Annotated in this window: 18 protein-coding genes; 15 read left to right on the top strand and 3 right to left on the bottom strand. The window is 62.3% G+C overall.

Going from position 1 to position 21463, the window contains the following annotated elements; all coding sequences use genetic code 11:
* Positions 1 to 19 precede the first annotated feature (19 nt).
* Positions 20 to 1333 (bottom strand): YhgE/Pip domain-containing protein, encoded by a 1314-nt coding sequence (locus QRN54_RS13330; RefSeq protein WP_285182125.1) that lies wholly within the window; start codon positions 1331 to 1333, stop codon positions 20 to 22.
* Positions 1334 to 1504: 171 nt separating this feature from the next.
* Here QRN54_RS13330 and QRN54_RS13325 point away from each other — a divergent pair, with 171 nt between their 5' ends.
* From QRN54_RS13325 to QRN54_RS13285, 9 genes are all read left to right on the top strand, one after another.
* Positions 1505 to 2137 (top strand): DUF4178 domain-containing protein, encoded by a 633-nt coding sequence (locus QRN54_RS13325; RefSeq protein WP_050654601.1) that lies wholly within the window; start codon positions 1505 to 1507, stop codon positions 2135 to 2137.
* A complete protein-coding gene (locus QRN54_RS13320; RefSeq protein ID WP_042448582.1) occupies positions 2134 to 2634 on the top strand; it encodes a DUF2617 family protein in 501 nt (166 codons plus the stop codon). The genes QRN54_RS13325 and QRN54_RS13320 overlap by 4 nt, the downstream gene beginning before the upstream one ends.
* Positions 2635 to 2660: 26 nt before the next feature.
* A complete protein-coding gene (locus tag QRN54_RS13315; protein ID WP_042448578.1) occupies positions 2661 to 3038 on the top strand; it encodes a DUF4247 domain-containing protein in 378 nt (125 codons plus the stop codon).
* Positions 3035 to 3538 carry a DUF350 domain-containing protein gene (locus tag QRN54_RS13310; protein ID WP_042448576.1) on the top strand — a complete coding sequence of 168 codons (504 nt, stop codon included), beginning with the start codon at positions 3035 to 3037 and terminating at the stop codon, positions 3536 to 3538. Before QRN54_RS13315 ends, QRN54_RS13310 begins: the two co-directional genes overlap by 4 nt.
* A complete protein-coding gene (locus tag QRN54_RS13305) occupies positions 3538 to 5112 on the top strand; it encodes a polyamine aminopropyltransferase (RefSeq protein WP_064074246.1) in 1575 nt (524 codons plus the stop codon). The genes QRN54_RS13310 and QRN54_RS13305 overlap by 1 nt, the downstream gene beginning before the upstream one ends.
* Before the next feature lie 150 nt (positions 5113 to 5262).
* Positions 5263 to 6816 (top strand): acetolactate synthase large subunit, encoded by a 1554-nt coding sequence (locus QRN54_RS13300; RefSeq protein WP_063316036.1) that lies wholly within the window; start codon positions 5263 to 5265, stop codon positions 6814 to 6816.
* A 49-nt stretch (positions 6817 to 6865) separates the two neighbouring features.
* On the top strand, positions 6866 to 7543 hold the full coding sequence (locus QRN54_RS13295) for a GAP family protein (protein WP_030537205.1): 678 nt from the start codon (positions 6866 to 6868) through the stop codon (positions 7541 to 7543).
* An 18-nt stretch (positions 7544 to 7561) separates the two neighbouring features.
* On the top strand, positions 7562 to 9454 hold the full coding sequence (locus QRN54_RS13290; protein WP_234551271.1) for an SEC-C metal-binding domain-containing protein: 1893 nt from the start codon (positions 7562 to 7564) through the stop codon (positions 9452 to 9454).
* A gap of 35 nt (positions 9455 to 9489) precedes the next feature.
* The gene (locus QRN54_RS13285; RefSeq protein WP_285182124.1) at positions 9490 to 11412 is read left to right on the top strand and encodes an SEC-C domain-containing protein; all 1923 of its coding nucleotides are present in this window, start codon (positions 9490 to 9492) and stop codon (positions 11410 to 11412) included.
* A 36-nt stretch (positions 11413 to 11448) separates the two neighbouring features.
* On the opposite strand, the gene QRN54_RS13280 is transcribed toward QRN54_RS13285, so the two are convergent.
* Positions 11449 to 12879: a coniferyl aldehyde dehydrogenase gene (locus QRN54_RS13280; RefSeq protein ID WP_063315748.1), complete on the bottom strand. Its 1431-nt coding sequence runs from the start codon at positions 12877 to 12879 to the stop codon at positions 11449 to 11451.
* Between the two features lie 109 nt (positions 12880 to 12988).
* Between QRN54_RS13280 and QRN54_RS13275 the strand changes: the two genes are divergently transcribed.
* The 5 genes from QRN54_RS13275 to QRN54_RS13255 all read left to right on the top strand — a co-directional run bounded on the left by QRN54_RS13275 (position 12989) and on the right by QRN54_RS13255 (position 18691).
* Positions 12989 to 13786, top strand: a complete 798-nt coding sequence (locus QRN54_RS13275) for an enoyl-CoA hydratase (protein ID WP_003939812.1) — start codon at positions 12989 to 12991, stop codon at positions 13784 to 13786.
* A 45-nt stretch (positions 13787 to 13831) separates the two neighbouring features.
* Positions 13832 to 15352 carry an acyl-CoA synthetase gene (locus QRN54_RS13270; RefSeq protein ID WP_063315749.1) on the top strand — a complete coding sequence of 507 codons (1521 nt, stop codon included), beginning with the start codon at positions 13832 to 13834 and terminating at the stop codon, positions 15350 to 15352.
* Between the two features lie 120 nt (positions 15353 to 15472).
* On the top strand, positions 15473 to 16639 hold the full coding sequence (locus tag QRN54_RS13265) for an acyl-CoA dehydrogenase family protein (protein WP_007729538.1): 1167 nt from the start codon (positions 15473 to 15475) through the stop codon (positions 16637 to 16639).
* Positions 16640 to 16681: 42 nt separating this feature from the next.
* Positions 16682 to 17422: a 3-oxoacyl-ACP reductase FabG gene (gene fabG, locus QRN54_RS13260; RefSeq protein WP_003940214.1), complete on the top strand. Its 741-nt coding sequence runs from the start codon at positions 16682 to 16684 to the stop codon at positions 17420 to 17422.
* Positions 17423 to 17494: 72 nt separating this feature from the next.
* The gene (locus tag QRN54_RS13255) at positions 17495 to 18691 is read left to right on the top strand and encodes a CaiB/BaiF CoA transferase family protein (RefSeq protein ID WP_063315750.1); all 1197 of its coding nucleotides are present in this window, start codon (positions 17495 to 17497) and stop codon (positions 18689 to 18691) included.
* Positions 18692 to 18696: 5 nt separating this feature from the next.
* On the opposite strand, the gene QRN54_RS13250 is transcribed toward QRN54_RS13255, so the two are convergent.
* Positions 18697 to 19917 carry an acetyl-CoA C-acetyltransferase gene (locus tag QRN54_RS13250; protein WP_007729531.1) on the bottom strand — a complete coding sequence of 407 codons (1221 nt, stop codon included), beginning with the start codon at positions 19915 to 19917 and terminating at the stop codon, positions 18697 to 18699.
* 310 nt (positions 19918 to 20227) lie between these two features.
* On the opposite strand from QRN54_RS13250, the gene QRN54_RS13245 reads away from it, so the two are divergent.
* Positions 20228 to 21418 (top strand): acyl-CoA dehydrogenase family protein, encoded by a 1191-nt coding sequence (locus QRN54_RS13245; RefSeq protein ID WP_007729528.1) that lies wholly within the window; start codon positions 20228 to 20230, stop codon positions 21416 to 21418.
* Positions 21419 to 21463 lie beyond the last annotated feature (45 nt).

Below are 21463 nucleotides of genomic sequence, written 5' to 3'. Positions count from 1 at the left end.
ATCCCGGCTGGGTACCATGTCACGCCACCTTGCGGCGATGGGTGCGCTCGTAGCCCTTGCGGTCGTAGAAACGGGTGGTCACGATGCCGAGTACGACGCCGATCAGTAGACCCACCAACGTCATCCAGACGGCATGCAGCAGGCCTGCCTCACCGCGTGCGCCGAAGAACAGGATCGATCGCGTGCCCATGTAGATCTGGTGCATCGGCTCGAATTGCGCCAGCCAGGCATACAACCTGGGGCTGGCTTCGAGGGGGATGGTGCCACCGGACGAGGGCAGCGCGAGAATGACGAACACGAACAGGTTGATCAACATGCCCAACGAGCCGAACGCGGCCATCACCGACATCACCGTGATGCCCACCGCTGTGATGACCAGCGCGCCGTACTCCCACAATGCAAGCCCGTGAGTGACCGGCATTCCGAGGGCGCGACTGATCCACTGGAACAACGCGGAGACTATGCCGGACAACACGATCATGAATGCCCATTTGACGAGCAGCGTTCGAAACCTGTTGATACCCACAACGTCGTTCTGAACGAAGAGTGGACCGAATTCGGTAGGCGCGTATCCGAGCATGCCGTCCACCAAGGAATTGACCACGGTTGCTCCGGTGAATCCCGCAAGGACCAACAGCAGCGCGAAATAGAATGCCACCAAACCGAATCCGGTTCCGTCGGGAAGCGGATCGTGGGCAACCGTGAGTACGTTCACCGGGTTTTCGAGCAGCAGGCGGCTCGCTCCGGAGATCTGGGTTCCGGTGCCTCCCGCTTCCAACTGCGCGGTGACAAGGGCGGTGAGTTGCTCGCCCATGTTCTTGTTGACCGAGGCGAGGGCTGTGGTTCCGATCGACTGGACCAGCGATGCCGAGACGGAACCGGCGCGAGGATTGGTGTAGATCGTGATGATCGGTTGCTCTACTTCACCGGCGACGACGCTGGCCTCCGCCAGGATGATCGTCCTCTTCGTGAAATCACTGGGAATCACGATCGCGCCGTACAGCGTGCCGGAGTTCAACCGCGATTGGGCTTCGGCGATACCGATCTGCTGCAGGTCGATCTTCTGGTGGTCGATTCCGCTTTCGAGGCCGGCGACGATGTCGTTTCCGAAGTTCTTGCGGTCGGCGGGGTCGCCACCGGGGAGGGTGTCGCCCTCGTCCTGGTTGACCAGGGCGATCGGGAACTGGTCCAGGTGTTTCTTGGGGTCGAGTATTCCGCCCATGTACAACGCTGCCAGCGCAGACATCAACAGGGTGACCACTATCAATGGTGTCAACCAGAATCGTGGTGTGTGCATGACGGTGCGGGCAGACGGCTCCGTGTTCTTGCTCATCGTCAGTCGACCGGCTTTCGTTCGCGCGGAGTTCCTCGGGCTGAGCGTAAACGCAAAGGTGCGCCGGGGCAGTCTTTCGATCTGCCCGCGGCGCTGGAGACCTGTCCGGTCGGCGACAGGCCGGATTGCCGGCAGTCTCATCCGAAAAGGCTGAGAACGGATCGGTAGGGTATGGCCCGCGGCAACCCTGCCGAGACGATTTCGGAGAAACCGTTGACCAACGTGCTGATAGTTGTCCTGATACTCGTAGTGATCGCTGCCGTCGTGTTTGTGGTCCTGCGTGGACGCCAGGGTAAGCCGAATGCTCGCGTCGACCCGCTCGCCGACTATCCCGAGGTGTACGACCCCCACAAGATCGGGGTCGGCGACATCATCACGTACGCGGGTATCGACCATGTTGTTCGAGGGACCATCACGCTCGACGAAGAGGGGTACATCTGGCGTGAGCACCTTCTCGACGGTTCGACCGGTCGTCGTTGGTTGACGGTCGAGGACGACGAGGGCGAATTGGAGATGACTCTCTGGATGCGTCGAGAAGGAACCAACCTGGTCCCGAACGGCGACGTCATTCTCGACGACAAGGTTCACCGCAAGATCGAAAGTGGAACGGCGAAGTTCACGGCCGAGGGTACGACGGGTACGGCCCCTTCCGGCTCGATGGAATACGCGGACTATGCGACCGCAGACAAGACCGGCCTGATTGCATTCGAGAAGTGGGCGCGCGGACAGTCGTGGGAGGTTTCCACGGGACGGGCGGTCACTCGCAGCGAACTCACTGTCATCCACTCGGGCCCCCCGGAATGAGCCTGTATCTACTCGACGTGGAGCCGACCGACGTGGATGCCTCGGCACTGGGGTTGGTACTGGGAGCTCCTGCGCCACCGACCCTCGCCGAGTTGGTGATCGGAACTTCCGACGCGACGCTGACACTCGGAGTGCTCGGGGCTTCGCACGTGGTGACGGCCTGGGCGTCGGGAAAGGAACTGACCGAGCAGGTTTCGTGCGATGCTCTTGCCGCCGGCGGTGAACCCTTGCCGGCAGTGGAGTCCACGGAAAACTACCGGTTCGAGTCTTCCTCGCTGATCCTGGACCGAGTCGAATTCGATTCGGAAGCTGCATCGTTGAGAGAGTCCGCCGGCCAGGACGGTTGGATCTGCGGATCCTTTCCCGGCGACGACACAGCGTTGACCGCGTTGTGTGGCGTGCGAGACCGCCAGGGGTGGAGTTGGCAGAGTTGGCATTTGTACCCGGGGGAGGGGACAGGAGTGATCGTGAAGACGCGCAGTAGGTGGCGCCCGTGAGGGGGCGGACGTGGTTTGCTCCGGTGATGCTGGCGGCCGCAATTATGTTGTCGGCGTGCGGTGGTGGAGCCAAAGACTTCATCGCGGACAACTATTCCAAGACGTCCCAGGATGGCGACGTCGTGTTGTACTCGTCGAAAGATCCAGTGGGCACGACCGTCTCACGGATTGTCGACGCGGACGAACCAGCGGCGCGAAGTGCTGACGGCGGCAACGAATACCTGCGCTACGACGACGACATCGTCACTGTCAGTTCGGCTTCGGGCGGTGGCAGCACCATCAAGGTAGAGGACATCGACGGCACGTATCGCAGCGGCGGATACGCGTACCTGGGACCGGGCTTCAACCCGGGATCCCCGGCGGGTGGAAGCAGTGGCAGCGGCGGCTCGGGTAGTGCCAAATGACGGTAATGCTCAATGAGAAGGAGAACGGCGTGACGAACATCTTTGCATCCACTTCCGTCGAGATCGGAACGGTGGATCCGGCATTGCTCGTCGGGGGCGTTCTCGGCACCCTCGCCTACTTCGTCGTCGGTGCAGCGGTTCTGGCGACGGGATTCCTGGTCCTCGACCTCATGACACCCGGAAATCTCCGCCACCAGGTTTACGTCGACAAGAACCCGAACGCTGCGATTCTGTTGGCCTCCAATCATCTTGCGCTGGCGATCATCGTGGTGACGGCAATCCTGACCAGTTCGGACGGCTTTGCTCAGGGACTCGCCGACTCCGCGGTGTACGGACTGTTCGCGATCGTGTTGCAAGCGATCGCGCTGCGATTGATGAACGCATTCCTTCCCGGCAAGTTGGTTGCGCTGGTGCAGGATCCGAAGATGTGTGGCGCCGCGTGGGCTGTGGGTGTGAGCTTGCTGTCCATCGGTTTGGTGAACGCCGCAGCGCTCACCTGATGGTTGCCGCTGATCCCGATGTGACAGTTGACGAGCGTTCGACGATGCTCGGCCCGCGCGCACGCGTCCTTCTCCTTGCGGCTGTTGCGGCGTGCGCTGCGTGTGGCCTGATCTACGAGCTGGCCCTGTTGACACTCAGCGTGAGTCTGACCGGCGGCGGCATCACCCAGACGTCGTTGATCGTCGCGGGATTTGTTGCGGCTCTGGGTATCGGAGCGCTGGCCGCCAAACCTCTGCTGGGACACGCTGCCGTTTCGTTCGTGACGGTCGAGATACTGCTCGGGCTGATCGGCGGATTCAGTGCCGTCACGCTGTACGTGACCTTCACGTTCTTCGGTTCCAGCGCAGCAGTTCTGGTGGCGGCGACCGCGCTGATCGGCATCCTCGTCGGTGCCGAAGTGCCTCTGCTGATGACGCTCTTGCAGTCCGGTCGCAGCGACAACGACGCACAGAGCACCGGAAAGGTACTGGCCAACCTCAATGCCGCCGACTACCTCGGCGCATTGATCGGTGGTCTGCTGTGGCCGTTCGTACTGTTGCCGTGGGCGGGAATGATTCGCGGTGCCGCACTCACCGGCATGATCAATCTCGTGGCTGCGGCAGTGGTCGCGCTGATACTCCTTCGGTGGCAGCTCAGCCTGCGCGCACGATCGATCGCCGTCGTCGCAATGCTGTTGGCAGCAAGTTTGATCGGATGGTTGCTGATCGCAGCGTCGGACATCGAGACCACGTCGAGGCAGCGGCTCTACACCGATCCCGTGGTGGCCGCCGAGCGATCGGTGTACCAGGAAATCGTCGTCACCGAGCGGGGGAACGACGTGCGCCTGTTCCTCGACGGAGACCTGCAGTTCTCCAGTGTCGACGAGCATCGGTACACGGAGTCGCTGGTGTATCCGGCCCTGGTGAACGACCCCCGGCGCGTGCTGATTCTGGGCGGCGGTGACGGCCTCGCTGCACGGGAAGTGCTGCGAATGAACAGCGTCGAGCAGATCGTTCAAGTGGAACTCGATCCGGCAGTCATCGAGTTGGCCAACACGCGTCTTCGTGATCTGAACGAGGGAGCGCTCGAGGATCCACGGGTGGACGTCGTACTCGACGACGCGTTTCGGTGGCTGCGAGAGCGTCCGGAACCGGGTTTCGATGCGGTGATCGTCGACCTCCCAGATCCCGACACCCCCGCACTCGGCCGCTTGTATTCGATGGAGTTCTACGGACTTGCCGCTGCCGCGATGAATCCGGGCGGGCTGATGGTCGTCCAGTCCGGCAGCCCGTACTCGACACCGGATGCGTACTGGAGAACGGTGTCGACGGTATCGGCTGTCGGACTGAGCGTCTCGCCCTATCACGTTTTCGTGCCGAGCTTCGGTGACTGGGGATATGTGCTCGCGCAAAGAGGTTCCACGCCGCCCGAGCTTCGTCTGCCCGCTGATGTGCCGGAACTACGGTTCCTCGACGAGCCGACGCTGGCGTCGGCCTCGGTGTTTCCTCGCGATCGCCCGAGGCGGGAGTTGGAACCCTCGACGCTCGACCGGCCACGCATCGTCGACGATATGCGCAAGGGCTACGAACGCTGAACTCCCGACCGAGTAGCTTGAATCGAGACTCTCGGCCACGACGGAGGTACGGATGACTGTTCGGATCGAGGAGCACGCACCGGGAGTTCGGTTGCTCACGATGAAGCGCAGGAAGCATTCGCAGCTTTTCATGAAGAAGAGGTGATCGAAATGAACGGTGCACAGTCGCTTATCCAAAGCCTGGTCGACTCGGGCGTCGAGGTGTGCTTCGGCAATCCAGGAACGTCCGAGATGCATTTTGTCGCCGCACTCGATTCCGTTCCGCAGATGCGTGCGGTACTCGGCTTGTTCGAGGGCGCCGTGACCGGTGCCGCGGACGGCTACGCACGGATCGCCGGAAAGCCCGCCGCGACGCTGCTCCATCTGGGCCCCGGTATGGCGAACGGACTGGCGAACCTTCACAACGCGCGCCGCGCCCACACCCCCATCGTGAACATCGTCGGGGACCACGCGACCTACCACCACGGTTTCGACGCTCCTCTCGAATCGAACATCGATGCGCTGACCGAATGGTTGGAGGGGTGGAGTCGACGTTCCGAATCCACCGCGACCGTCGGTAGCGACGCGGCCGACGCCGTTGCCGCCTCGATGAATCCGCCCGGGCACATTGCCACACTTGTCCTCCCCGCCGACGTCTCGTGGGGCGAAGGTGGAGTTCTTGCGGGTCCTCGGGACATACCGCCGCGGGCGGAAGTTTCTGCAAAACAGATCGACTCGGTGGTGGGCGCGCTCAATGCCGAGGGTCGCGCCACGCTACTGCTGGGCGGCGCAGCCTGTTCCGAAGCTGGGCTGCGCGCCGCTTCCCGAATTGCGGTCGCGACCGGTGCACAGATTCTGATCGAGACTTTTCCAGCCAGGCTTCAACGCGGTGCGGGGCTACCGTCATTCGAGCGCTTGGGATACTTCGCCGAGCACGCCACCGAACAACTTCGCGGAACAACTCAGCTGGTTCTGGCCGGAGCGGTTTCGCCGGTCTCGTTCTTTGCGTATCCCGGAAAACCGAGCGATCTGGCACCGGAGGGTGCTGCGGTGACAACGCTGGCAAGCGTCGGCGACGATGTTGCCGGTGCACTGGAGGCAGTGGCCGAACTCGTGGCACCGGGAGTCGAACCTGTTTTGCAGGAAGCGAATCGGCCGGCGCTGCCGAGCGGGCCTCTGGACGTTCGAAATTGGGCCGACGTGATCGGCGCCCTGCTGCCAGGCGACGCCATCATCTCCGACGAGGCGGCGACTTCCGGTTGGGCGATCCCGATTGCCCTTGCCGGAGCGCCGCGCCACGACGTGCTCACGCTCACCGGAGGTGCCATCGGCCAGGGCATCCCGGTGGCGACGGGCGCCGCTGTGGCAGCGCCGGAGCGACCGGTGATCAATCTCGAAGCCGACGGAAGCGCGATGTACACCATCACGGCGTTGTGGACGCAGGCGCGAGAGATGTTGAACGTCACGACGATTCTGCTCAACAATCGCGCATACGCCATCCTGCGTGGCGAACTGCAACGAGTCGGCGCAGAAGGTGGCGGCGTCGTCGCACAGTCGATGTTGGATCTGTCATCTCCGAACATGGACTACGTCAAGATCTCCGAGGGGTTGGGAGTGCCCGCGTCGCGGGCGAACACAGCGGAGGAGTTGGCCGAACAGTTTGCCGCAGCGCTGGCGGAACCCGGCCCGCATCTCATCGAGGTCATGCTGCCTCCGACGTCGTGATTTCGACCTCGAATCGATCGTCGATCGTGCATTCAACTGGAGGTTTTCGGTGCTAGCTGCGATCGGTTTGTCTCTTCCGATTGCCCTCGGCCTGCTTTTCGTCTCGATGCCCATGGCGGTGATCGTGCTCGTCATGATCACCGCTGGAGCACATCGAGGGGCGGCATCTTTTCTACTCGGGTGGGTCCTCGGAATCTCGGCAGTCGTCGCGGTGACCATCGTGATCGCGGACTATTCGTTTGCGGAGTCGGAGTCGTCGCAGACTTCGGTGTGGTCGAGCGTCGTACGAATCGTGTTGGGTCTTGTCCTGTTCGGCTTGGCATACAAGCAGTGGCGCGCGCGTCCGCGAAACGGGAGTGAGCCGACAGTTCCGAAGTGGATGAAGAGCGTCGACGGGTTGACTCCGCGGAAGGCGTTCGGATTGGCGTTCTTGTCCGCGGCGGTCAATCCCAAGAATGCAGCGCTGGCGGTATCCGGTGCGGCCACTATCGCGGTCGCCACGAATGTCGTTGCCCAACAGATTGTTGCCGCGGTGATCTTCACGGTCATCGCGAGCGTCGGCATCGCGTCGCCGATCCTGGTGAAGGTGTTCTCCGGCAAGCGTGCCGACGAGATCCTCGCGTCCGCGAAGGCATGGATGACCGCCAACAACGCGGTGATGATGACGGTCATCCTGACGATCCTCGGTGCGACCGTGCTGGGCGAGGGGCTCAGTGGGCTGCAATAGGTCGCCTACCATTGGCGGGTGACTGATTTCGACGACGACGCTGCCGGTTCCATTGCCTCCGCTGCTTTGGCTGTTCTGCGCGAGCAAGGCCCGCTGAGTCTCGAAGAGTGGGCGACCCATCTCGAGGAGTACGGAACTGCGACCGAGTTGGCCGATGTACTCGAGTACCTGTCCGAACCGATGCTCGGGTACCTGCCCAACGGAAAGTACGTCGCTCTCGACACGGTCCTCGAAGGGCTCGTGTTCACTCACCGGCTCAGCGAAGTCGAAATTGCGTCGGACATCCTTGACGCGAGCCCCGACCTGGAACCGATCTTGGCATTCGGCGACGACGACGGGGCGATCCGGGTGGCCCTGGCGGAAGAAGCAGCCTCCGAACGCGGAGCTGCTCCCTTCCGGAGTCGACGAGTTGTGGTACTTCCGGCCGGAACCCTCGGCGAGTGCGCCGACGGTGATCTCGTCGGCTTGGCTGTCGAAGACGGAACACTTGCGTTTCGTCTGGTCGAGATCGAGGACGAACCCGATCTTGCTCCGGCGCTCGGCGAACTCTTCGAGGAGGACGGAGTCGAGGCCCTGGATTCTGTGTGCTGGCAACTCCTGATCGAGGATCCGTCACTCTTCACGGTTCCTGTTGCGCCGCTGGGTGAGATCTTCGAGGTGGCAGGTTACGAGCACGAGCGTGAGCTACTGGCTCGGCGGGGATTCGACTTCGACGCCTACGACCTGCAGATTCGGACAGCCTTGGCGGCCAGTACCTACGACCTGACCCACGACGAGGCAGTCTCTGCCGTTGCGTTTGTCGATCTGGCGGACCGCGGATACACCGACGCGGTCATCGCCGACTTCGATATCGCGGACTGGGCCCACCGTCATGTGAGCGCTGCTCCGGACTCTTTTGTCTCACTGGCAGATCCGGGTGCTGCAGTGGCCGTGTTCGATCTCGGATTTCGGAATCAGGACCCGGTGACCGACGCAATCCTCGAAGCGCTTGCCTCCGAACTGGCCGAGCGAGGGCCACGGTCGGTGCGGGCGGCGGCTCATTGGCTCGCCGGTAAGGCCGTCGATCGGCTGGGACGCGTCCTCGAAGCGGAAGCGCACTACGAGAAAGCGGTCCTTGCCGAATCCGGTTGGGGTCCGGCTTTGTTCGAGCTGGCTCAGTTCGCGTCGGACCGGGGCGACGCGACCCGGGCGCTGTCACTGCTCGGGCGGATCGACGGCGGAACCGAAGAGAATCTCTACGCCGTACTGCAGGACTTCGTCCCAGCCGATCACCCGGAACTCGGACGAAACGACAAGTGTTGGTGCGGTTCCGGCCGCAAGTACAAGGTCTGCCACCTCGGAAAGACCGATGAATCCGTCAAGGCGGACGGTCGGTGGCTGTACAAGAAGGCATGCCTGTTTGCGTTTGCCTCCGAATTCGTCGACATCGTGACCGGGCTCGACGATCTCGAAAACGAAAGTCTCTCCGAGGACGAACTGATCGCGGCCACGATCTTCGACGGCTCGGCACTGGACGTCGCTCTGTTCGAGGGTGGAATCTTTGCCGAATTCTTGGCCAGACGCAGCGAACTACTTCCGGAGGCGGAAGTTGTGACAGCCGCACAGTGGCTCGGAATCCGGAGGTCGGTGTACGAGGTGATCGAAACGTCCGACACCGGCGTCGTGCTGCTCGATCGTGGGTCCAAGGAGACCGTCACGGTTGCTCACTCGGTCGAAGGCAAGCCAGGTGATGTGATCAGTGCTCGGGTCCTGACGGCCCCCACTGGCGCGTTTGCGGTGGGTGTTGTGGTCATGGCAACGGAATCGCAGGCTGCGAGGGTGCTCGAGGTTCTCGCTTCCGAAGATCTCGAGGCCGAAGAACTGGTGCGCGAGTTGCGTGGAGGCGCCGATCACTCGACCGATGACCGGTGACGATGTATCGAGTCGACCCCGTTAAAGTTGGATAGGTGAACGAACCGATGGATGCCAATGACTTGATCGCCGAAGCCGCGATGGAGTTGTTGCGTGAGCACGGCCCGCAGACAGCGGCGGACTGGGGCACTCTGTTGGCTGACGCCGGCCACGGCACAGCCGAGGACATGACCGAATTCGTCGAGTACGTCGAGGACCCGTTGCTCGGATACTTGAGTGAGGAACGGTACGCCGCCCTCGACACGTTGTTCGAGCATCGAGTGCTGACCCATCGGCTCACCGAAGCCGAAATAAAGTCCGGCGTTCTCGACGCGAACCCCGATCTGATGATGCTGCGGGTGTTCCTCGATCGTGACGACGACGAGATTCATGGCATCAGCGTCGTGCACCGCGGGATAGACGACGACCTGTTGGCTGATCGTGGGATCGAAGATCCGGAGTTCCCACACGACGAAGGCTTTCTACTCGACACCGACACCCTTGCCGAGTGCTCGGCAGGTGACTTGATCGGATTGTTCGTCGCTGACCGTGAGCTGACGCTCTGCACCATCCCCGAGGTACTGGATCCCGCACCCGGATTCGGCGAGCACCTGGCGACGGTCCTTGCCGACATCGGTGCTGACACCCTCGATGCCATTGTCTGGCAGTTGATGCTCGACGAGCCGTCGCTGTTCCGTCAGCCGACCGCCCCGCTGGGCGAGATGCTCGAGGCGTCAGGTTACGTCCGCGACGGTGACTACGTTGCGGTCGACGGATTCGATTTCGAGGCATACCACCTGGCGAACCGGGCTCGCATGCTCGAGGTCCGCGAGAATCTGCACCCCGAAGAAGCCGCGTCGGTGATCGCCTTCGTCGATGTGGTCATGGCCGCGAAAGCCGAAGGCGTCGACGATGTCTCGGACTGGGCGCGCAAGCAGATCAAGGAGGATCCGCAGGCCTTCGCCGGCCTCGCCGAGCCGCCCGCGGCTGCGGCAGCGTTGGAGCTGTTGTCCGAACTCGACGATCATGATTCCGTATTGCATTCTGTTGCAACTGCTCTCGCCGAAAAAGGGTCGCGTCGTGTCAAGCCGGCAGCGCACTGGCTGGCGGGCAAGGCTTCGGATCGTCTCGGCAAGATCCTGGCCGCTGAGGCGTCGTACGAATCAGCGCACGATCTCGATCCCGACTGGACTCCCGCGATCTTCGATCTGGCGCTACTGGCCGCCGATCGAAGCGATGTGACGCGCGCGCTGGCTTTGCTGGGCCGAATCGAGGGTGGCGAGTCCGAGGTTCTGCACGAGGTTCTTCAGCGCTACGCCCCGGCCGAGCACCCCGAACTCGGACGAAATGACAAGTGCTGGTGCGGTTCCGGTCGAAAGTTCAAGGTTTGCCATCTCGGTAAGTCCGAGGTGACGTTCGACGACCGGGCCAGCTGGCTCTACGTCAAGGCTCAGTTGTTCTCGCGCACGCCGGAGTACTTCGACGCCGTGTTCGATCTTGCGCTCATCCGTGCCGAGCAGTTCAACAGCGAAGAAGCACTGACGCTGGCCGTCGAAGGTGGTTTGGCCGTCGACGCTGCCTTGTTCGATGCGGGTATTTTCGCAGCTTTTGTCGAGCGCCGCGGAGAACTGCTGCCTGCCGACGAACGCGAACTGGCCGATCAGTGGTTGTCGATTCCGCGCTCGGTGTACAAGGTCGCCTCGACGGAGCCGGGACAGTTGGTGACCCTCAGCGACGTCCGCAACGGGCATCTGGTGAAGGTCACGGACGAGTGGGGCTCGCTGAACCTCGAGCCAGGCACACTCGTGTGTGCTCGTGTTCTTCCGGCCGGGTCCACGATGCGCACGTTCGGTGGCATCGAACCGCTTGCGGTAGAAGACAAGAAGGAGTTGATCCAACTGATCGAGTCGGTGGATACCGAACCGGGTCAGCTGGTGGAGTTCCTCAGCCGCGGCCTTGCCGGTGCGCCTTTCCGGTAGCGCGAACTACCAAAAAGGCGCACGGGGCCGGAGGCCCTAGGGCGTTACCTGAGCCAACATCATCTGCTCGAAACCCTCACCGTACGGCGGGAGCATTCCCCATTCACCGCGTGGGTCATGCTGCGCTGCTTCGAATACCGTTCGCGCGTGACTGAACTCCAGGAAACCCTCACGGCCGTGGTAGTGCCCGATGCCCGAAGCCCCGACGCCGCCGAAGGGTGCGTCGCTCAGCCCGGGGTGAGACATCGCGTCGTTGATGGTGACGCCGCCCGAGACGGTGCGTTCGAGTACGGATTCCTTCTCGTCCAGATCGGTTCCGAAGTAGTACAGCGCCAACGGTTTCGGTCGTGAATTGATGTCGGCGACGACGTTGTCGAGTTGGTCGTACGGCAAGACGACGACGGCCGGCCCGAAGATCTCCTCCTTCATGATCTGCGCGTCGGTCGGAGGGTCGACCACGATTCGCAGTGGGCGACGACGAGTGTCTGCGGAGAGTTCTTCGTCGGGAACGGTGATGATCCGTGCCCCACGTTCTTCGGCGTCCGCGATGTACCCCTCGATGCGTGCGAGGTGACGATCGCTGACTATCGAGACCATGTCTTTGTTGTCGGCGATCGTGGGAAACAGTCCCGTGAACTGGTCGGTGAACGCGTCGATGAATGCTTCCGTGTTCTCGCGCGGAACGTAGATCAGATCGGGAGAGACACAGAGTTGACCGGCGTTGGTGGACTTCGCGATAGCCAAACGCGAAGCAGCAGAGCTGATATCGGCACTGCGGCTCAAGACGCTCGGTGACTTGCCGCCGAGTTCGAGGGTGACCGGCACCAGGTTCTTCGCAGCATTGGCCATGACCAGCTTTCCGACGGTCGTGCTGCCGGTGAAGACGAGGTGGTCGAAAGGCAGCGACGTCAGCAGATCAGCGACTTCCGGGCCGCCGGTCACCACCGCGACCTCCACGGGGTCGAGAGTTCGACGAGACGCCTCGGCCAGGACGGCCGCAGTATTGGGCACGATCTCCGACGGTTTGAGAACGGCGCGATTTCCTGCTCCGAGGGCGCAGGCGAGCGGGCTCAGGAGAGTGAACAGGGGAGCATTCCAGGTTCCGATGATGCCGATCGAACCCTTCGGCTGGTACGACACGTACGCCGTGGCACCCAACTGGTCCTGCATCGCTCCGGTAGCTCTCGGTGAGCGAATCATCCACTCTTCGAGCGAATCACGAACGTGCTTGAGTGAAACCATCGACCCGAGAACGTCATTCATCACCGAGTAGGCCGGGATTCGGCCGCCGAAGTCTTCGTTGATCGCCTCGGTCAGATCCTTGTGGTTTGCCACCAGGAGATCGACGACGCGTTGAATGCGCTCGCGTCGTGTCTGCGCGGACGGAAGACCAGCGGCTCGAGTTGCTTCCTGCTGAGCGCGCAGAATCTCTTCGAGATCAGTGGTGACGGCGGCATCGGTGCTCATGGGCACTCCTCGTAGTGGCGAAGTATTGACCGGACCGTATCGACGCGGTGCGAGTGGATGTCCTTTTCGTCTCGTTGACCGGGACGGATTCGATTGGTAGAGAGAACACATGTCGCAGACACAGGTAGAAGACACTGCAGTGAAGATTTCCGTCGAGGAATCGGTGGGACTCGGTTTCCTGACGCTCGATCGGCCGGCGCGGCGCAATCCGCTCTCGGCGGAGACCATGCGTGAGGTGACGGCTGCCCTTGTCGAATTGTCTGTAGACGAGCGCGTGCGGGTCGTGATCGTGCGCGCCGAAGGCCCGGTGTTCTCCGCCGGACACGATCTGACGGAGATGATCGGGAGAACCCTCGAGGACGAGCGGGCGATCTTCGACGGCTGTACCGAGATGATGGAGACCGTACAGCGGATTCCGCAGCCGGTGATTGCCGCAGTACAGGGCCCGGCTATCGCGGCGGGCTGCCAACTGGCCGCGTCGTGTGATCTGGTTGTTGCTGCGTCGAATGCTGTCTTCGGCACGCCGGGCGTCAAGATCGGACTGTTCTGCTCGACGCCCATGGTGGCGCTGAGCAGGGCAGTAGGGCGCAAGCGCTCGATGCAGATGTTGCTCACCGGGCAGACGATCGACGCCGACACCGCTGCGGACTGGGGTCTGGTGAACTTCGTCGTCGCGCCCGAAGACCTGGACCGAGAGGTGCGCGAACTGGCCGCCAAGATCACGACGGCCAGCCCCTTGACGGTGAAGATCGGTAAGCAGGCGTTCTATCGCCAGATCGATCTGCCACAAGCGCAGGCGTACGAGGCGATGGCGGAAACTATGGCAACCAACGCCGTGACCTGCGACGCTCAGGAAGGTATGCAGGCCTTTGTAGACAAGCGAAAGCCCGAATGGCGCAATAAGTAACGATCGCTCTTCCGGTTTAGTTGGACGTCCTATAACCTGAGGCGCATGAGCCTGGATCCACGCACCAACACTGTCGACGGAGTGCTTCGGCGCTCGGCAGCCAAGTACCCCGACCGTGTAGCCGTCGTCTTCGAAGATCGCACTCGCACCTACCGCGAACTCGACGACGCGGTGACGCGGGTCGCCGCCTACTTGCTCGGTCTGGGGCTCGAACACGGCGACCGCGTCGCGGCATACGGAACCAACTCCGACGCCTATGCAATCGGATTTCTTGCCTGTGCACGAGCAGGTTTGGTGCATGTTCCCGTCAATTACGCACTGAAGGGGGAGGAACTCCGGTACCTCGTGGCGCAGTCAGGCGCCCGCGCGGTGTTGGTGGATCCGGCATTGGCACCGACACTCGACTCGGTACGCTCCGACCTCGATCTCGATCACGTGATCGCACTGCGGGACGCGGAACTGTCCGTCGTCACGATCGGTGAGGCAGGCGAGGTGCCGGTCTTCGAACCGCGTGCGACGTCGACCGATCTGGCGCAACTCCTGTACACCTCGGGCACCACCTCGAAGCCCAAGGGCGCCATGATGTCTCACGGTGCACTGGTTCACGAGTACGTGTCCTCGGTGATCGCGCTCGGCCTCGACAAGAACGACAACCCGCTGATCTGCATGCCGATGTACCACTCCGCGGGCATGCACGTCTTCATGCTGCCCTACCTGTCCGTCGGCGCGACGGTCAGTCTGATGCAGGCGCCGGACATCCCGGAAATCCTGCGCCGTGTCGAAGCCGAAAAGATCGGATCGCTGTTCCTGGCGCCGACCGTGTGGGTGCCGCTGGCCAACCATCCGGACCTCGAGACCCGCGATCTGTCGTCGCTGAAGAAGGCGCAGTATGGCGCCTCGATCATGCCGGTCACCGTGCTCAATCGTCTGCGCGAGCGCTACCCGGACATCGGTTTCTACAACTGCTTCGGCCAGTCCGAAATCGGCCCACTGGCAACAGTTCTCCAGCCCAGCGAGCATGCTGATCGCCCGTCTTCCTGTGGTCGCGCGGTGTTCTTCGTCGAAACCCGCGTCGTCGACGCCGACGGAAACGATGTCGCCGACGGTGAGGCCGGCGAGGTTCTCTACCGCTCACCGCAGCTGTGCAACGGCTACTGGGAGAATCCGGAAGCCACCGCCGAGGCCTTCCGTGACGGCTGGTTCCATTCGGGCGATCTGGTCGTGCGGGACGAAGAAGGGTTCATCACGGTCGTCGACCGGATCAAGGACGTCATCAACACCGGCGGCATCCTGGTGGCGTCACGCGAGGTCGAAGATGCGGTCTACACGCACCCCGCCGTGGCAGAAGTTGCCGTGATCGGTACGCCCGACGAGAAGTGGATCGAGGCCGTCACCGCGATCGTCGTGCTCAAGGACGGCAACGACGAGTTGACGCCCGAGGCGTTGATTGCCCACGTCAAGGAGCGAATCGCTCCGTTCAAGGTGCCCAAGCATGTCCGTTTCGTGGCCGAGCTTCCGCGCAACCAGAGCGGCAAGCTACTGAAGCGGGAACTGCGCACCGTCTGAAGCTTGCTATAGGTTCTGCCTTACCTTCGGTTCGTTTTCAGGTCTTTGACTCCGATTGCCTCACGGTATTGACTTCGGGGGACGGCATGGACTTCGGAAACAGCAAGGTGGGTGGTGGGAATGCAGGTCGACGCAGATGACTTCGCAGATATCTTGGCGACTGCGCGGGAGTTCATCCGTAAGGAAGTAGTTCCGCGTGAGCAGGAGATAGCCGACACCGACGCCATTCCTGAGGACATACGCAAGAAGGCCGCAGCTATCGGGCTCTTCGGTTACGCGATCCCTCAGGAATGGGGTGGGCTCGGACTCGACCTCACCCAAGACGTCGAACTGGCAATGGAATTCGGCTACACGTCTCTGGCGCTGCGTTCGATGTTCGGTACCAACAACGGAATTGCCGGACAGGTGCTGGTCGGCTTCGGTACCGACGAGCAGAAGGCTCAGTGGCTCGAGCGCATCGCCTCCGGTGATGTCGTGGCTTCCTTTGCTCTCACCGAACCGGGCGCGGGCTCCAACCCGGCCGGCCTTCGGACCAAGGCAGTGCTGGATGGATCCGACTGGGTGATCGACGGCAACAAGCGGTTCATCACCAATGCTCCACTGGCGCAGCTGTTCGTGGTGTTCGCGCGCACTCGCCCGGCGGATTCCGATGGTCCGGGAATTGCAGTGTTCCTGGTTCCGGCTGACACGCCAGGTGTCACGGTCGGTCCCAAGGACAAGAAGATGGGTCAAGAAGGTGCTTGGACCTCCGAGGTCACCTTCGACAACGTCCGGGTTCCCGAGTCGGCCCTCGTCGGTGGCGACCAGGACACCGGATACCGCGCAGCGATGACGTCTCTCGCGCGCGGACGAGTCCATATCGCGGCGCTCTCGGTGGGAGCAGCACAGCGAGCGCTCGACGAATCTGTCGCGTTCTCCGTGGTCACGGAACAGGGCGGCACCGCGATCGGCGACTTCCAGCTGGTTCAAGCGATGTTGGCAGACCAGCAAGCCGGTGTGATGGCAGGGCGCGCGATGGTGCGCGAGGTGGCCGCGCGGTACGTCAGCGGTGAGGATCGCCGTCTCGGGCCTTCGGCGGCAAAGCTTTTCTGCACCGAGATGGTGGGCAAGGTCGCAGATCTCGCCGTGCAGATCCACGGGGGCAACGGGTACATGCGCGGTGTGCCGGTCGAACGCATCTACCGTGAAGTTCGCCTGTTGCGCCTGTACGAGGGAACCAGCGAGATCCAGCGTCTGATTCTCGGTGGTGGGCTCGTGGCGCAAGCGAAAAAGCAAAACCAACGCTGACACATTTTCCAGACGAGCTTTAACCTCACGAACGGAGTGGACATGGGATTGTTGGACGGCAAGGTTGCGGTAGTGACCGGAGGAGCACAGGGCATCGGGCTCGAAATTGCGCGCACCTTCATCAAGGAAGGCGCGACCGTCGTTCTCGGCGACATCAACGAAACCGTGGGAACGGCTGCGGTCGCCGAACTCGGTGGAGAGTCGGTCGCCCGTTTCGCTTCCTGCGACGTGCGTGACTCCGGACAGGTCGAGGCCATGCTCGATCTGGCCGAAAGCGCTTTCGGTCCAGTCGATGTCATGGTCAACAACGCCGGCATGACGCGCGACGCCACGATGCGGAAGATGACCGAGCAGGACTTCGACGACGTGATCGCCGTTCACCTCAAGGGCGCCTGGAACGGAACACGCGCTGCCGCCGCCCGCATGCGCGAGCGTGAGACGGGCGCGATCGTGAACATCTCGTCGATCTCCGGCAAGGTGGGCATGCTCGGGCAGACCAACTACTCGGCCGCGAAGGCCGGGATCGTCGGTCTGACGAAGGCCGCGGCAAAAGAGGTCGCGTTCAAGAACGTTCGCGTCAACGCCGTTCAGCCCGGACTGGTCCGCACGGCGATGACCGAGGCGATGCCCGAACGGATCTGGAACGAGAAGCTTGCCGAGATTCCGATGGGGCGCGCAGCCGAGCCTTCGGAAGTTGCTTCGGTTGTGCTGTTCCTCGCGAGCGACCTCTCGAGCTACATGACCGGCACGGTTCTCGAGATCACCGGCGGCCGCCACATCTGATCCGTCCTGTTCGAGTGCAAGAATTCAGAGTGTGAGAATTCTGGGTGTAAAACTTCTGGGGTGACTACTGACATGGGACAGCCGAACTCGGATCTTCCGCTCGACGGAATCACCGTAGTTGCACTCGAACAGGCGGTGGCGGCACCGCTCGCCACCAGACATCTCGCGGACATGGGTGCGCGGGTGATCAAGATAGAACGCGTCGGCGAGGGTGACTTCGCGCGTCACTACGACCAGGCGGTTCACGGTCAGGCATCACACTTCGTGTGGCTCAACCGTTCCAAGGAATCGATCGCCGTCGACGTGAAGTCGGACCCCGGCCGGCAGATCCTTCTCGATCTGGTCGCGCGAGCCGATGTGTTCCTGCAGAACCTGGCTCCCGACGCAGCCGCGAGACTGGGGTTCGGCGCGGAGGAACTGCGCGATAAATACCCACGGCTCATCGTGATCGACATGTCCGGCTACGGCAGTGCCGGCCCGCGGCGCGAGCGTAAGGCCTACGACATGTTGGTCCAAGCCGAGACCGGAATGATCTCCGTGACAGGCACACCGGAGACGGCCACCAAGACCGGCATCCCGGTCTCCGACATCGCGGCAGGAATGTACGCGCTGACTTCGATTCTGAGCGCCCTGTTCCGTAGAGAGCGAACGGGCAAGGGAGCGCTCGTCGAGGTCTCGATGTTCGATTCCACCGTCGAGTGGCTGGGCCATCCGATGTACATGAAAATGTATGCGGACAAGCAGATTCCACGTGTCGGTCTCGGCCATGCCGCGATTGTTCCCTACGATTCGTATCCCACGGCCGACGGCGAAATCCTGATCGGCGTCCAGAACGATCGTGGATGGCGAGCGCTGATGGTGGACGTGTTCGAGCGAGAGGATCTGGTCGATCATCCGCGTTACCGCACCAACATCGTGCGCGTCGAAAACCGTGGCGAGGTGGACGAATTGGTGGGCTCTCTGACGCGTCTGTACTCGACGACAGATCTGGATCAGCGTCTGGCCGCCGCTGGTGTTCCGGCCGCGGCACTCAACGACATGGCCGGTCTGCTGGAACATCCGCAGCTGGAGAAGCGTGCCAGGTGGCGGTCCGTGGGCACCGAGAACGGTCCGATCGATGCCGTGCTGCCTCCGATGACGTATTCGGATGTCGAAATGAGCATGGGTGACGTTCCGGCACTCGGCCAGCAGACGGATTCTCTGCTGGCCGAGTTGGGACTTACGGGCGACCGGATCGCGGAACTTCGCCGCGACGGATCGATCGGTTAACGCTTCTAGCGTCGCAGGTTCTCGAACACCGCGGCAATCCCTTGTCCGCCACCGATACACATGGTCTCGATCCCGTACCGTGCCTGGCGCCGGTCGAGTTCGCGCAGCAGATTGGCGAGGATCCGCCCACCGGTAGCGCCGACAGGATGTCCGAGCGAGATTCCGGAACCGTTGACGTTGAAGCGTTCCTCGATGTCCTGCGCGCTCAATCCCCAGGCTTTGGCGCACGCGAGAACCTGGGCGGCGAAGGCCTCGTTGACTTCGATGAGGTCGATGTCGTCCAGCGACAGATCGACACGGGAGAGAGCCTTCGCCACGGCAGGCACCGGTCCGATGCCCATCCGGTTCGGCTCCACACCGGCCACACCCCAGCTGACCAGTTTCGCGAACGGCCGCAGGCCCAGCCGTTCGGCGTTGGCCGCAGTGGTGACGATGGCCGCGGCTCCGGCGTCGTTCTGGCCGCAGGCGTTTCCGGCGGTGACTGTTGCTTCAGGGTCGACGCGACCTCGAATGGGGCGCAGTGCAGCAAGATCGGACAGTTGTATCCCTCGGCGCGGATGCTCGTCTTGGGTGACGACTGTCTGCTCACCACGGCGTCCGGGCACCGAAACGGGAATGGTCTCGTCGTCGAAGTACCCACTGTCTTGGGCGTGAACGGCCCGTTCGTGCGATCGCACCGCGTATCGGTCCTGCTCGTCGCGGGTGATCGAGTACTCCCGGCGCAAGTTCTCAGCGGTCTCGATCATGCCGCCTTCCACCGGAAAGTTGACTCCGCCGGAGTTCGTGCGCGGTTTGGCCAATCGGTCGTGGAACTCGACGGAAGGGCGCTTTGTGCCCCAACGCATGTCGGTGGAGTAGAACTCGGTTCCGCTCATGCTCTCGGCGCCGCCGGCGATGACCAGATCACTCATCCCAGTCTGTACCTGCATCGCGGCGTAGATGATCGCCTGCAATCCCGAACCGCAACGGCGATCGAGTTGTATTCCGGGAACGGACACGTCGAGACCGGCGTCGAGTGCCGCGATTCGTCCGATGGCCGCGGCCTCTCCGTTGGCGTACCCCTGACCGAAGATGACGTCGTCGACATCGGTGGACGCAATGCCGGTTCGTTCGACGAGGCCACGCACAACAGTGCCGGCGAGAGTGGTGACGGGAACGTCCTTGAAGACTCCGCCGAATCCGCCCACCGGGGTGCGAACGGGTTCACAGATGACTGCGTCGTGCATGGAATGCGCCTGTCTCGAGGAGAGGTGGGGAATGCGTCGCGTGAACGGGCCGATCGAAGGGCCCGTCGCGACCTGGCCACTCGAATATCCAGCACGCGTGGCGCGGTTGTCAACAGCAGGAACGACCTGTTCGGACATAGTTTCCGCCATACGGTTCGTATGCGAAATCGACTTTGACACATATACCCTTCGGGGATTGAATGGATACAGCGTCTCTGCCGCACACACGTCGCGGCGGGATGAAAGTTCCTGGAGTCGAATCAATTTCGTCGACCGGGAGGGCACGAAGTACCGACTGACAGGTGGAACAGTGACTCGTTTGGCGCAGACGGCGGGATTGACCGAAACTCAGACCGATATCGTCGGGGCGGTACGCGAGTTCGTCGATCGTGTGGTCATCCCCGCGGCGCAGGAACTCGAACACTCGGATACGTACCCGACCGACATCGTCAAGCAGATGAAGGACATGGGTCTGTTCGGACTGACCATCGACCCCGAGTACGGGGGTATCGGCGAATCATTGCTCACCTACGCGCTGTGCGTCGAAGAATTGGCCCGTGGATGGATGAGCGTGTCCGGTGTCATCAACACGCATTTCATCGTGGCTCACATGATTTCGGCGCACGGGACGCCGGAACAGAAGGCGAAGTACCTGCCGCGTTTGGCGTCCGGGGAACTCACCGGTGCATTTTCCATGTCGGAGCCTGCCCTCGGTTCCGATGTTGCTGCCATATCGACCAAGGCGAAGCGGACGGACTCCGGCGATTACGTGATCACCGGCCAGAAGATGTGGCTGACCAACGGGGGTTCCTCGACCTTGGTGGCAGTCCTGGTCAAGACGGACGAGGGCGCGGAGAAGCCGCACAACAATCTGACGACGATATTGATCGAGAAACCCGCAGGTTTCGGCGAGGTACTCCCGGGCCTGACCATTCCGGGCAAGCTCGAGAAGATGGGGTACAAGGGAATCGACACCACGGAGATGATCTTCGACGGTTTCGAGATCGGAGCCGAGGAGGTTCTCGGTGGCACCCCTGGCTCGGGATTTCGGCACATGATGGACGGCGTCGAGGTCGGCCGGGTCAACGTCGCCGCGCGTGCCTGCGGAATTGCCCAGCGCGCTTTCGAACTGGCTGTCACCTACGCCAAGCAACGCGAGACTTTCGGCAAGCCGATCGCCGAGCATCAGGCCATCGCGTTCCGGATCGCCGAGATGGGCACCAAAGTCGAAGCGGCACATCTGATGATGGTCAACGCTGCCAGGCTCAAGGACTCGGGTGAGCGCAACGATGTCGCCGCGGGTATGGCGAAGTATCTGGCGAGTGAATTCTGCTCGGAGGTCACCCAGGACAGCTTCCGTATCCACGGCGGATACGGCTATTCCAAGGAATACGAGATCGAGCGGTTGATGCGTGAGGCGCCGTTCCTTCTGATCGGTGAAGGCACCAGCGACATCCAGAAGCAGATCATCAGCAAGGGCCTGCTTCGCACGTACAACTGAGCCGAGAAGCGGCACCGCGAATATGCGCGGTGCCGCTTTGTCGTG

Source organism: Rhodococcus sp. MEB032 (assembly GCF_030208925.1).
GTDB classification, from domain to species: Bacteria; Actinomycetota; Actinomycetes; order Mycobacteriales; family Mycobacteriaceae; genus Rhodococcus_F; species Rhodococcus_F qingshengii.
Note: the sequence above shows the minus strand (reverse complement) of the source record. Positions and strands in the feature narration are given on the sequence as shown.